The 13852-nt window shown below is 36.7% G+C and carries 10 protein-coding genes; 1 reads left to right on the top strand and 9 read right to left on the bottom strand.

What is annotated here, in order from left to right; genetic code table 11:
- Positions 1-14: 14 nt before the first annotated feature.
- The 6 genes from AAOP42_RS10540 to AAOP42_RS10515 form a co-directional block, all read right to left on the bottom strand.
- Complete coding sequence (locus tag AAOP42_RS10540) at positions 15-3638, bottom strand: SusC/RagA family TonB-linked outer membrane protein (RefSeq protein ID WP_349528471.1); 3624 nt, start codon at positions 3636-3638, stop codon at positions 15-17.
- Positions 3639-3869: 231 nt separating this feature from the next.
- Complete coding sequence (locus tag AAOP42_RS10535) at positions 3870-4946, bottom strand: FecR family protein (RefSeq protein WP_349528470.1); 1077 nt, start codon at positions 4944-4946, stop codon at positions 3870-3872.
- Positions 4947-5098: 152 nt separating this feature from the next.
- Entirely contained in the window at positions 5099-5680 is a 582-nt protein-coding gene (locus AAOP42_RS10530; RefSeq protein WP_349528469.1) for an RNA polymerase sigma factor, read from the bottom strand.
- A 144-nt stretch (positions 5681-5824) separates the two neighbouring features.
- Entirely contained in the window at positions 5825-7216 is a 1392-nt protein-coding gene (locus tag AAOP42_RS10525; RefSeq protein ID WP_349528468.1) for a sulfatase family protein, read from the bottom strand.
- A 30-nt stretch (positions 7217-7246) separates the two neighbouring features.
- Positions 7247-8242: a lytic murein transglycosylase B gene (gene mltB, locus AAOP42_RS10520; protein WP_349528467.1), complete on the bottom strand. Its 996-nt coding sequence runs from the start codon at positions 8240-8242 to the stop codon at positions 7247-7249.
- Positions 8243-8435: 193 nt separating this feature from the next.
- Positions 8436-9761: an Sb-PDE family phosphodiesterase gene (locus tag AAOP42_RS10515; protein WP_349528466.1), complete on the bottom strand. Its 1326-nt coding sequence runs from the start codon at positions 9759-9761 to the stop codon at positions 8436-8438.
- A 122-nt stretch (positions 9762-9883) separates the two neighbouring features.
- On the opposite strand from AAOP42_RS10515, the gene AAOP42_RS10510 reads away from it, so the two are divergent.
- The gene (locus AAOP42_RS10510; RefSeq protein WP_349528465.1) at positions 9884-12040 is read left to right on the top strand and encodes an efflux RND transporter permease subunit; all 2157 of its coding nucleotides are present in this window, start codon (positions 9884-9886) and stop codon (positions 12038-12040) included.
- Between the two features lie 14 nt (positions 12041-12054).
- Here AAOP42_RS10510 and AAOP42_RS10505 read toward each other — a convergent pair whose 3' ends face one another.
- The 3 genes from AAOP42_RS10505 to AAOP42_RS10495 all read right to left on the bottom strand — a co-directional run bounded on the left by AAOP42_RS10505 (position 12055) and on the right by AAOP42_RS10495 (position 13516).
- Entirely contained in the window at positions 12055-12465 is a 411-nt protein-coding gene (locus AAOP42_RS10505) for a molybdenum cofactor biosynthesis protein MoaE (RefSeq protein ID WP_349528464.1), read from the bottom strand.
- A 12-nt stretch (positions 12466-12477) separates the two neighbouring features.
- Positions 12478-12720 carry a MoaD/ThiS family protein gene (locus AAOP42_RS10500; protein ID WP_349528463.1) on the bottom strand — a complete coding sequence of 81 codons (243 nt, stop codon included), beginning with the start codon at positions 12718-12720 and terminating at the stop codon, positions 12478-12480.
- 346 nt (positions 12721-13066) lie between these two features.
- A complete protein-coding gene (locus tag AAOP42_RS10495) occupies positions 13067-13516 on the bottom strand; it encodes a type II CBASS E2 protein (protein ID WP_349528462.1) in 450 nt (149 codons plus the stop codon).
- Between the last annotated feature and the right edge of the window lie 336 nt (positions 13517-13852).

The following is a 13852-nucleotide window of genomic DNA, read 5'->3' as shown; positions in this document are numbered from 1 at the left end:
GTTATTGCTTTTTATTAAATGCCCATTTTTATTTTCACTCCATAAGACCTCAGAGAAGGAAAAGGAGATGCTTCATAGTATTGATTGGTACCAATGTAGGACTCAGCGTCCAGATTCGGCACTGTTCGATGAAGATAGAACAGGTTTCTGGCGAATGCACCAAGTTCTACAGACCTTAGTCTCAACTTGTCCACTACTACTTTCGGCACTTTATAACTTATAGCAAATTCCCGAACTTTGATATAATCATTTTTCAAACTTAAATCCTGTGCATTTAAAGCCTCGCCTGCCCATGTGATAAAAGTTCCATAATAATCAGCCACTGAAGCGATATTGGTATTTTTGACATAGTTTCCTGTGCCATCATCTACTACACCCGGTAAGATAATTCCGTCATGATAAACCGGTTCTCCGTCAGGACCTTGAGCTGCACTATGGGAAATTGCTATATTTTGACCTTCTGAATCAGAATAATATGCAAGTCCACCATTAGCCTCATCACGGTTTTTCAATGAAGCCAACCCGGTACCTCCAGCCATCAGCCATTGGTTCGTTTGAGAATACATAGTAGATCCGAAACTATAATCCAAGCCAACCATTACTGAAAACCCTTTAAAACTAAAGTCTGAACTCATACCTCCAATAAAATCAGGAAACACATTCCCTATTTTAGTTGTTTCTTTGTTATCAAGTACATAGCTCGCTCCATCAGTACTAACGATTCTATTTCCGTTATCATCTGTTTTTACAGCATACCCATGGATATCACCAATTCGCTCTCCTTCCACTGCTTTTACAAAAACCTTCCCGCTATAACTACTCACAATTTTCTCTTTGATCGCATCATGAAGCTTAACTATTTTAGAAAAAGTATTGGCTGTAGTAAAAGTTACATTCCAACGCATTGAATTAGTGAGTACAGGTGTTGCTCTAATAAGCACTTCATATCCGGAATTTTTCACATTTCCGGCATTTAATTTAATAGATGAAAATCCTGATGTACCTGCAAGAGGTACTGTCATTATCTGATCATATATATTGTTGGTATAAAAAGAGGCATCCACATGCAGGCGCTTTCCTTCAAAATAATCTAACTCAAATCCAACTTCCAATTCGCGTTTTCGCTCAGGGCCTATTTGATCATCAAATAAGGAAGAAGGCACTGTTACTGTAGGCACATCGCTCCCACCAACTCTTCCTGCATTATACGAATTGTAAGCAAAATATCTCGAAGGGGCATCACGTCCAACATCTGCATAAGATAAACGAATCTTTCCAAATTCTAATTTTGGAAGTTTACTTGCTAATGCTTCTGTCATATCCCAGGTAAATGCAACACCAGGGTATGTATAAGCATTTTTCCCGGGAGGTAATGTAGATGACCAATCCTTACGTACATTTAACTCTAAAGTATATCTATTGTCAAAAGTAGCTGTTACCACACCTAATGCACTGTATATTACATTTTCTCCGTAACCAGTATTAAATAATTTATCTTTATTAGTTGGAAAATCTGATTGATCAAGGTTGTTCATGTGAAACCAATCAGGGTACTGAAATGGAGACCCAGATCTAGTAGCAGTAGCAACCCAGATATCATTGCTAGAAACGTTTTTGTAAATTCCACCACCCATCACTTGTAAATCAAGCCGATCATTCAACAACATTTTGTCGAAGGTTGCAAAACCCTTGTATTCCTGAACCTTATTGTTGGTTTTTTTGAAACTGTAATACCCACCAACCAGATCAGGATATACTCTTGTTACATTATTTTCAGTAGTATAATCTATATCGGTGTTGTCAACACTAAATTGCCCTGTAAGTGTCAAATAATCTGTTACTTGCAATCGTGGACTGATAGACGTAATCAAATGCGTTTTATCATCTACCAGGCTGTTATTATCTACACTCCAAAATTGATTGGCATATTGCTGTAATGGATAAGATCCTGTGGGGTATCCTGCTGCATCCCAGGAAATTCGCCTTCCATAATTTGGATCCATTGGATCATTAACTAAATAGCCTTTATCCGCTATAAATTCTTCGAAAGGTGCACCTCTTGATACCCCATGTACAATAAAATTCATGTAACTTCCAGGTCTGTTTTTTGTGGAAATATTAAAAAGGTTGCTTGAGTACTCTACAGTAAATTTCTTAGAAAATTTAAAACGCCCTGAAAAACTAAGAACATCTTTATGTTGGTTCAAATTGTCAATAATACCATCATACTCGTAGTTGGTATAAGCAAACCGGGCATTGCCAAATTCACCACCTCCAGCGGCTGATATAGTAGTACTTCTTGATGCTCCGTCAGAAAACATGAATTCATAGTTATTGGGTCGGGCTACATAAGGTCTGGCAACACCATCCCACCAAACACGCTTTTCATTGGCATTAAACTCTGGTCCGTAGTTGAACCATTGCCCTGTATTTGCCTGAGGATAATCCATCCCATCATTGGCTGTCACCATATCTCCTACATCATAGATACTATTGCCATTGCCATATTTATTCTGAAATTCGATATAAGATTTTGGTTTTTCAATGGATGATTGATGTGTTATATCAATTTGCATTCCTTTGATATTCCTTCCACTTTTTGTAGTGATTAACAAAACACCATTGGCTCCCTCACTTCCATAAAGCACCGATGCTTTGGCTCCTTTTAATATGTCAATTGATTCAATATCTTCCGCATTCAAATCATTTATACCAGATCCAAAATCTCCCGAACCACCCAACTGACTGTCTTGATCGTGTATTGGAACCCCATCAACAACAAATAAAGGACGGGTTTTTGCATCACTTTCCAGCCCTGCTGCATTTCGGATTTTAATATCAATACCTCCTGTTGGGCCAGATACCGATTGACGAATATTTACACCAGCTGCCTTACCATAAAGAGATTGGATTGGATTGGTGGGATTTCCAGCTGCTACCAACTGTGTACTTGACACGTGACTAATGGCATACCCCAAAGATTTCCTGTCACGTCTGATACCTTGGGCAGTAACTATCACTTCATCCAGTTCTGTTTCATCTACTTGCAGGACTATATCTACTACAGATCGTCCAGTAATATCTACTTCCTGCTTAAGGTATCCTACAAATGAAAACACCAATGTACTTCCTTCCGGCGCAGATATACTGTAATTACCTTCAACATCAGTAATTACTCCGTTTGAAGTTCCTTTCACCAATACATTGGCACCAGGAAAACCTTCACCATTTTCGTCTGTTACTTTTCCTTTGATAGCAACATCTGCAATGGTTTCACCATAAACTTCCGTAACCGGAGGAGCTGATTTTTTTTTGGAAACAACATGAATTACTTCATTAACCCGCTTAAATTGAAGGTTGGATTCTCTTGAAAACTCTTTCAACAAATCTCCTAATGACTTGTCTTTGGTAGGAATCGTGATTTTCTTATACTTTTTCAGAAGAAAATTATTGTAGTTGAAGCGAAAGTCTGTCGAGTTTTCGATTTTTCGAAATGCCTCAGCATAACTTACATTTTTCAAATCAATTTCAAGATAAATGTCATTCACGCTGTTGCGCTGTGCACGAACGTCACTTGCAAGCACCATGGCTCCCAAAAGGACTTGTAAGCAAACGCCATAAAATGCATATTTCGACATCAAAAGGAACTTTTCTATGTACAAATTTATTGGTAAATTGCAATGCATAATTTTATTATTATGTTGAGAATTATTTTCTTAATTAAGAGAAAACATTACAAATCAGAGTGATCCGCCAAGACCTGGGATTTGTATTTGTTTAGATCTTACTGTTTAGGGCCAGGGTACTTCTAAAGTCACCTGGTCTTTTTTTTCTATGTTATGTTTCTTTTCATATATTTCGTTTATGTGTTAAATACCAGTTAAAGTCACTTTGTTTTGATCAATTTCGTAATTGAAGTTGGATGAAAGTTTAATTCCGTCCAAAACCTTTTCCAAGCTACTATTCTGGAAGGTCCCGTTGTATGATACTTTGATTTTTTCTTTGTTAATTACCTCAACCTCAACTCCATACCAGTTCACCAGCTTTTCGATAATACTATCCAAATTGTCATTTTTAAAGAAGATGATTCCATCTTTCCAAGCCAGCACTTCAAGAGGATTATAGATTCCTTTACTAAAAGTGGCACTCTTCGAATCATAATTAAGAATTTCGCTTGGCAGAACTATTGTATGCTCTTTTTCATATTCATTATTCTCGCTCAATGATTGCACACCCACCTTTCCTGTCAATACTGCAACCTGAGCAATATTAAGATCCGGAACAGATTTCAGTACAAAAGAAGTCCCGAGTACTGTAGTTTTGATATTTCCAGCCTTAATTTGAAATGGTCTTGATTTGTCTTCTGTAACCTCAAAAAATGCTTCTCCTTCCAGATACAATTCTCTGACATCATTGGCAAAATAGCTGGGATAAACCAACTTGCTTCCAGAATTAAGTTTCACTCTCGATTTATCGGGTAGTACAATTGTTAACTTTTCTCCCAGCTCGGTTGATTTTACAATATATTCAGGAGCTGCATTCTCGCTTTTTTGAGTAGATTTATTATAGACCAGACCACAAATTAATAGGATTAATACAGATGCGGCTATCTTAATAAGATGGCCATACCAAAATTTTTCCCGATCAGGCCTATAGTTAAGGTACTTATGATGTTTTTCCTCAAACTCCTCTCCATGTTTCAATTCTTTACTCAATAAATTCCACATTTGGATCTTTTTAGATTCTGGTAAATCAAACTGTCCTCCAAACTCCATTTTCATGATTATTTCTTTGGCCTCTTCTACTTCAATAAGCTTTTCAGGGAATTTATTAATAATACTATCCCAAATCATTTTGTCTCCTTCATTACCGCGAAGCACGCAATCCCGAAACTCCCTGTCAATGAGGAAATCATTTACGGTATAAGTGGAGTAGTTTTTATTCATTGCAATAAAAAATATAGTTCTATAGTCTCTTATATAAATAGAGCACTGTACGGAACTTTTGTATCCCTTGAATTAAAAAAAATATTTTTCCGGTAGATTTTTTGGAGGAAAGCAGCTTGTATATGGTACCAACTGCTATTAATGTATTTGAATTATTTGTTGTAAGATTGAGATTTCAGATTTTCCCTCAACTTTTTAATGCCCAAATACACGAACTTTCTGGCACTTTGATAGCTAATGGACATGATTAGCATGATCTCTTCATACTTCTTGTTTTCAAAAAAGCGTAGTGTTACTGCCCGGCGTTGTTTTTCTGGTAAGTTACTAATGGCCTCTGTTAAGATATGACTATTATGCGTTTTAGTCTGTTCGTTAATAATAAACTCCTGAATAGAATTGTCCTCCTGGTCTGTAGCATACTTAAAGTAACTATCATTCATTTCAGTTCTCTTTTTTATCAGAGTCTGTTGTTTTGAAATTGTCCTTCGAAAAGACACAATCAGATAGTACTTAACAGATTCTACATCTGCCAAAGACTTTTTAGATTCCCAAATATTGAGAAACAATTCATGGATACAATCTTCAATCAATTCTTCATTACCTACATAAGACAATCCGTAGTGGTATAAAATTGGCGAATACTTATCGAATAAGATTCTATAAGCGTCTTTATTACCTTTTTTAAATTGCCTCCACAATTTAATATCTGTGATATGGTCAAAGCTATTAGACATCCTTAAAGCAACTATGACTGTTTTGAGTAGTATATCAAATTCTTAGTTAATACTATTAAATAAAAGGATAGTAAACACATTATTTGATAAAGAAAATTGTGATCTTAAGTATAAAATTTTGAATATCAGGAAATTTAACTCCTCTTACTTTAAATCCTCTGTATGATATAATCTATCAATATTGGCATTGGTTTTTACAGCAAAATCCTGCATTTGTTTGTAGTATTTCTCCACCAATTCGGGGTATGCCTCTGCCCTGTTGTACTTTTCGGAAGGATCCATATTCAATTCAAACAATTCTATACCACCGTCTTCAGTATTTCTGAACTTCCAATTTTTGTCTCTGACAGCTTCTACTTTTTTGCCTTTGAGATAAATAAACTGGTCTCTTGGTGAAACACCATTTTCTTTAAGAAATGGCAATATATTTTGTCCGTCAATATCTCTTCCTTTAGGTACAGTCCCTCCGGATATTTCAATAAGTGTGGAAAATAAGTCCATAGTAGTAGCCAATTCATCCGACACTTGATTTTCAGGAATCTGACCCGGCCATCTCACAATTCCGGGAACTCGAAAGCCTCCTTCATAAGTAGTAGCTTTAGACCCCCTGAGTATTCCGGCACTACCCCCATGCCATAGTTCTACTCCACGCTGGAGCATCCTGTTCGGTAAGTTTTGCCAAGGTCCATTGTCGCTCGTAAAGATTACCAATGTGTTGTCATCCAGATTTTGTTCTTTAAGCGTTTTCATAATTTGTCCCACACTCCAATCTATAGTCTGCACCACATCTCCATACAACCCAGCTTTAGATTTACCTCTGAAACTTTCCGCTGTACTAATAGGTAAGTGTGGCATGCTATGGGCAAAATATAAAAAGAATGGATCATACTTCGAGGATTTGATAAACTCAACAGCTTCAGTCGTATAATCTATGGTAAGACTATCCTGATTAAAACCAATCTCCCTGATTGGAGTATTGTCTTGATACAGTTCGAGCTTATTGTGTTCTGGAGCTAACCAGGGACACCAAGGCAGTATCATATCGTTGCTATAAGGTAGCCCATAAAAATGGTCAAATCCTCGGCCTGTTGGCATCAATTCTGGCTTGCCATATCCAAGATGCCACTTTCCAATGGCCATGGTTTTATAATTCTGTTCTTTCAATACGTCAGCAATTGTGACTTCTGTCAAGGGCAACCCATGTTTGGATTCAGGGCCTATGTTGTTGGGCAGGTTTCGTATAGGATACCTACCAGTCAACAAAGCTGCTCTGGATGGAGTACACACGGGTGCTGCTGCATAAAATGAGGTCAATCTGATACCTTCATGAGCCATCTGGTCAATGTGTGGAGTCTTGATGATAGGATGCCCGTAGCAACTCAAATCTCCATAGCCCATATCATCAGCGAATATGATGATGATATTGGGTTTTGTTCCTACCACAACATCTTGTTTATTTGATTGACACGATGCAATTAGTACTACTGCAAATAAAATGAAAGTCAAATGCGGTAAACTAGTTAGGGATTTCTTCATATTTATTCAATTAATTCGTGTTTTTTTGTTTTATCTTAACCGATTCAACTCCTGTCTTTTTTCATCTATGGCTTGAGCCAATTGATAAACAGCCATAGCATACATTTCGCTATGATTGTATCTGGTAATCACGTAAAAATTATTGAACCCAAACCAATACTCCATATCATCGGTTTGTTCAAGTTGGATCAAGGTAGAAACAGAACCGGGAGAAATATTACCGACAGGCCTGTAACCCAAGTTGCTGTAATGTGATACAGGATACTTCGGTTTCAAAGATTGTTTCTTCAATGTTTGTGCATCCGAAGATTTGACAGCCTCACTCACTACGATCTGACCTTCTATCCATTTATGCACCTTCAGATAATTGGCTATACTGGCAATCGCATCTTCAGGAGAATCCATCAAATCCCGAGTACCCCCTACATCATAACTTTTGGCATAAGCCCTGTAGCTACTCGGCATAAACTGGCAATACCCCATAGCTCCGGCATAAGAGCCTTTCAGGTTATACACATCTAGTTTTTCTTCGTTGGTCAATTCTAAAAAATGCTCCAATTCGGACTTAAAAAACTTTGCTCTCTTTGGAAAACCAAAACCAAGAGTATAAAGTGCATCCAATATCTTATATGTTCCTTTTCGCTGACCAAAATACGTTTCTACGCCCAGTATTCCCAAAATAATTTCTTCAGAAACTCCAGATTCGTTGCTAACCTGTTTTAAAGTCTCTTCATTTTCATTCCAAAAGCTGACTCCAGCCAAAATACGGTCATCTTTCATAAAAATATTTCTATATCGGGCCCAGTTCATCTTGCTTTCAGCAGGATTATTCATTTTATCAATGATGGATTCCTGATACTCTGCCTTACCCAAAATATCTCTAACCTGCTCCTCAGTCAATTTCGATCTTGAGGAAAAATCTTTGATAAACGCCTCTACAGCAACCTGATCAATCTGAGCATTTGCAAAAAATGAGATGAGCAATAGAGACAGGCAAACAGCTAAGTATTTAGTAAATTTTGGCATAAGTCAAAATTATCAATATTGAATGTATGAAAAAGAAATATGAAGTGAATAATTCATCTACTCACAATAATCACAAAGATTATTCCAAAGAAAATAATACGGGTATGTATTAGAAAAGAAACCTGAGAATAAAAATGTAATCTGAGCACAACAAAATTTCTACTAATTGCACTCAGCATCTTCCGGCAATCCTTTACTTAACTCTAAATTGAAGGTTAATTTCAGGATGTGATTTAGGAGCATCCACAGCATTTAGCACCTTAAATTTCATACTAAATGAATCAAGTATTTCTATAGTTTTCACTTCTAAAACTGTAGCAGCATTTGGTTTTAGGTTTATGATATCAGCGTGCTGATGTAATGTATAATCACTTAAGTTTTCAAGTACATATTCGGCATCACTTATATTTTCAATGGTAATGTGGGCAACTTTTGTATCTCCGGAGTATGCCACCTCTTTTACTACTATTGAACTTTCAATTAATGGCACTAAAAATTCATTTTTACCTATCAATGTATTGTTAAACCAAGCTACAGTACGCTCATTCATTAATCCATCTTTCACTCCATCTTCAGTTCTTTCTTTCGTAAATACCAATGTAACAGGCCTGTGGCCTCCTTCAGGAACATCGAATTGCCAGTCAATCAAGCCATGAATATCAGACGAACCGATCACTGCTAAGCTGTTGTCAAAAGCAATCTGCAAAGCTTCTTCAGAATAATTCAAATCATTGACAACTTCTATACCGTGCAACAATCCTTCCCTGATCAACTGACGATGCATGTCAGTGAGTTTTGCTATACCGTCTTTTACCTGACTAGTCCAGTTTGGATGATTCCAAAAAATGAAGGCTCCTTGTTCTTTTGCTTCTCTAAAAACCTTCACAGGATCGTCATCTAACAATTTATTGGCATCTTTAATAAATATTGCATTAATGTGTCCCGGAGGCATGGATCGGGTTACTTCTGAACCACGTACTACTATCAAATTTTGATTTTTGGCAGAATTCAGAGCCAATTGATAAGACCTGTTTCTGTCAGGATGTGGTATATCCGGTTTGTGTGGCTGGTACTCCAAATGCTCTGTCAGAGATATCACATCAAGACCATCTCTAACAGCCTCTTCTACCCTTATATCCGGCCAGACACTACCGTCTGAAAAAACACTGTGCTGGTGAAAATCACATTTTAAAACCTTGTATCCGGGGACATCCGGAAAGGTAATTTTCCTTCCATGCGAATGACTGTGTACATGCCCATGTGGAGTTTGTGCTGAAAGAAAAAAAGTAACAGTAGAAATGAAAGTGTGGATATTTTCTTCATTGTGATCGTTGTATTGATGATAAATCTGTGGCTTTAAATATTCGCTTTCAATGATAATAAATTCAATAGATAATATACAAATAATAAAAACATATTTACTTATGTGAAAATAATACTTAATCCTGACATAACATTTAGTACATACAATTGGCCATTCTTCTATTCCTGATTTGATTTTTACTTTAAGGTAATTCATTCAATTTTTTATTACTTTCACCGCTCAACTAAATACCAATAATCATTTCAAAAAAAACATCCATACTATCCATAGCTGTTGCCATTGCGATCACGGTATTTTTTGGATGGCAGCTCACTCATTTGGCTTTTGATTATGAATTTGAAAAATTCTTCCCAATAGATGATCCCGAGTTGGATTTTTACAAAAAATTCTCAGACAAATTCGGAAATGACAATGACTACCTGCTCATAGCAATTGAGAATCAGGCAGGTGTATTTAAGCCTGATTTTCTACAAAAAGTAAATGAATTAACTCTGGAGCTCAAAACACTACCAGAATCCAATCAGGTACTTTCAGTAACTAATTCGAAAAAGCTAATATCAACTCCACTGGGTTTTGTCGATATTCCGCTCATGCACCTCGATGACACTTTCAAACTCAAACAAGACAGCATACACCTGTTTAAGGATCAGTACTACAGACAATCTTTTTTTGCGAAAAACGGAAAGGGAATGCGCCTGATTCTATTCCATGACAGAATCAATGATGTAAACAGATCAGATCAGTTTGTATTTACAATAGACTCTCTGGTCAACAAATTTTCTTTTGACAAAACTCATATAGCCGGAAAATCCAAAGCACAATATGTCTATGTGAATATGGTAAAACTGGATTTTGCAAGATTTCTGGTCATCTCTGCTTTGATCATTTTAGTCTTACTTATCATCTTCGTAAGAAAGCCAATACTCATATTTGGTACATTCGTCATTTCCGTACTTTCCATACTCTGCACGCTGGGTTTTATGTGTCTGATGGGTAAAAAAGTCGATCTTCTCAGTTCTCTGATACCAACTATTTTGATAGTGGTGTCCATGTCTAACATAATACACCTTTTTTCGGTAGTAAAATCAAAACTCGGAGTACAAGGAACCGAACTTCATAAACTCAAAGAAGCCATAAAGGAAGTGGGATTCGCTACCTTCCTCACTTCCATCACCACAGCCCTTGGATTTCTTACTTTAATATTCATCAAAGTATTGCCTATTATTGAATTAGGTTTGTATGCTGCAGCAGGAATTTTCATCACTTTCGTACTCACCTACCTTATTTTTCCATCAATTATTGTATTGTCCAATACAGGTTTTCGATACAAATACATTCCTACTACCAACAATCCCTGGTTGTCTGTCTTATTCTTGAAAATAATTAGAAACAGTAAACCCATTTTAGTTATATTCTGTTTGTCTGCGGGTTTACTCACATTTGGTATAACCAAACTCAACATCAACGCTTTTCTTATAGATGATTTGCCCGACAATACTCCGCTAAAAGAAGATTTCATCTACTTTGACCATCAGTATGGCGGAGCAAGGCCGTGGGTGTTAAGTGTATGGGTAAAGGATTCAGATAAGAATATTTACAGTATCGATGTGATCAAAGAAATTGAAAGAATTGAAAGCATTGCAAAAAAAACTCTGCCGTTGAATGGGCTAATGTCACCTGTGAGTTATGTGAAATTTGCCAATCAAGCTTACCACAGTGGTTCTCAGGAGTATTACAAGTTGCCGGAAAAGAAAAGTGAATGGAATAAGTCATTTCATTTCATCAAAAAACAGCATCCCGAGGAAAAATTCATTAAGGTATCTTATGGAAAAGAAGCCCGCATTTCAGGATTTACTCCCGATATCGGATCAAAACTATCCAATGAAAACAATGAAAAGCTTATAGAATTGCTAAATGAGGAAATTGATCAAAATCTGATGGGTTATGCCATTACGGGTACTTCACATCTGATTGACAAAAGTCATGGATTGTTGTCTATGAAGCTCGTAAAAGGATTGATCGGAGCAATGCTTTTGGTAGGTGTAATTGCCGGATTTTTATTTCGATCCTCGCGTATGATCTTCATTACCTTATTACCCAATGTGTTTCCCATATTGGCAACAGCCGCCATTATGGGGTATTTCAACATTCCCCTCAAACTGAGCACATCCATCATATTTGCCATTTCATTTGGAATTGTTGTAGATGATACCATCCATTTTCTATCAAAATTCAGACATGAAAAGAAAAAAGGATTGTCAAGCATATATGCGATGAAAAGAACAATTCTGACAACCGGAAAACCAATCATCATCACCACTATTATCCTCACTTTCGGCTTTGTGGTCTTTTGCTTTTCCAGTTTTGGAGTGACTTACCACATAGGGTTATTTGTAAGTATTTCTTTTCTGATTGCACTGCTGGCAGACTTGTTTTTATTACCTGTGTTGATTCTTTTGATCTATAAAAAATAGACTTTCCTCTGGAATTATGGATGTGCACATACCCAAACTTCACCGTCTTCAAAGATTTCTTTTTTCCAAATTGGTACAGTTTGCTTTAGTGTGTCTATAATGTATTTGCAAGCTTCGAATGCAGCTTGTCTGTGAGGAGATGAAACAGCAATCACGACAGCTTCCTCTCCTATTGCTACTACTCCCACTCTGTGTGCAACAGCCACTTTGGTAATAGTCCAATTGGATCTGGCAAAATCTACAATCTTTTGAAGCTCTTTTATGGCCATAGATTCGTGAGACTCAAACTCCAATCTCAGGACTTTTTTTGAAGCAGTCGAATTTCTTGTAGTACCAATAAATACATCAATAGCACCTGCCTCAGGGCTACCGACCTCTGTAATCATTCTTTGAGTATCTATTTTAACAGGCGTAATCTCTATCATTATTAAACTATTTTAGCCTCCACTCACAGGAGGTATCAGTACCACTTCATCTCCAGGTTTAATAATATGTTCATCCGATGCATACTCATCATTCACTGCAATCATTAGAGATTTTAGCTTGCTAAAATCTGAAAATTTAGAAACAAGAAAATCCATAACATCCTTCACCGTAGATCCTTCCTTGATTTCAATACTATAAGTCGGCCCACCAATGATGTCCCTGGATATACCATACAAAATAAGTTCTATTTTCATTGAATACTTTTATGCTTTATAGAACAAAGATAATCGAATTTAAAAGTGTGACACGAGTCAAAATGATATATTCAGTAATTGTTGAAATTTCCCCTATTTCATTCATTATGATTGTAAATCTGACAATTTAAAGTCTAGGAATAGTTTGATTTTTTACATACGAGAACCTTATCCACACTTATGGTTTATACTTTTACTGCCTATTGCTAACTACAAGAGTCACACTTATAAATTTTAATGAGCTAATCTATAGCTGTTTTACCACTTGTAAACTTAAACGACCCTGGCAATGGAACTTCCGTGACGGGATTCTAGAAGTAAATCTTACCATAAGTGAATATGACAATCACTCATGCTTTTCGTTCTTATTATGAGCTACAAATGGATGCTCCCACTTTCCAGAAAGTAGATAGAGTTCATAGAATATAAACCATTCGTGCGTCCACGGTACAATGAGCTCATGAATATGGTGTTTTTGAGTATCCCAAACCAAATCTGTTTTGTGATAAAGGCATAAGCTCCTATTCTGAGGATACATGTGTATATCGTCATTGTATTCAATGAAAGGATCTAATACAGTCACCGACGGAGAGCGAAACCCATTATACTTAATTCTGTATTTGTAAGTCACTGAATATTCAGTAGGTTGGTATTCCCCGTAGCAGTATAGGATTCCATTTTGCAGTTTGGTTTCTAGAAATGGGAAGTTTCTACGAATAAGAGAACTTTCTCTGCCTACAATTACAGAGTTCGTAACATATTTAGTTTCGAAAAATTTCTTCCTTTTACCCGCCAAAATTTTTATGTGGTTGATTTTTCACTCCGCCATTATTCTAAATTTGACCAGTCGTACTTGTGTATGCAGTTCCTGATAATACAGTTCCAGCAACCTTTCTAAGTTGACTTTCCCTCGCTAGGATTTCTTTATTTGAGTCCGTAAACCGCTGACCAAGGTGTTTACTCCATTCCGCAGCTGACGCAGTTAACTCTTCTTGGAACTGCTACATTTGACAGGACAGTAAGTTAAGCTCGTTAAGCTAAATTTACATAAGATGAAACAAGAAAGAAGACACTTCGATAAGGAGTTCAAAATGATGGCAGTAAATCTGTGTTTGACAGGGAAGTCAACCAA

Origin of the sequence: Reichenbachiella sp. MALMAid0571, from assembly GCF_040151475.1 — a bacterium.
Taxonomy (GTDB): Bacteria; Bacteroidota; Bacteroidia; order Cytophagales; family Cyclobacteriaceae; genus CAXBNB01.
The sequence above is the reverse complement of the archived record's forward strand: the minus strand, read 5'-3'. Positions and strand labels throughout refer to the sequence as shown.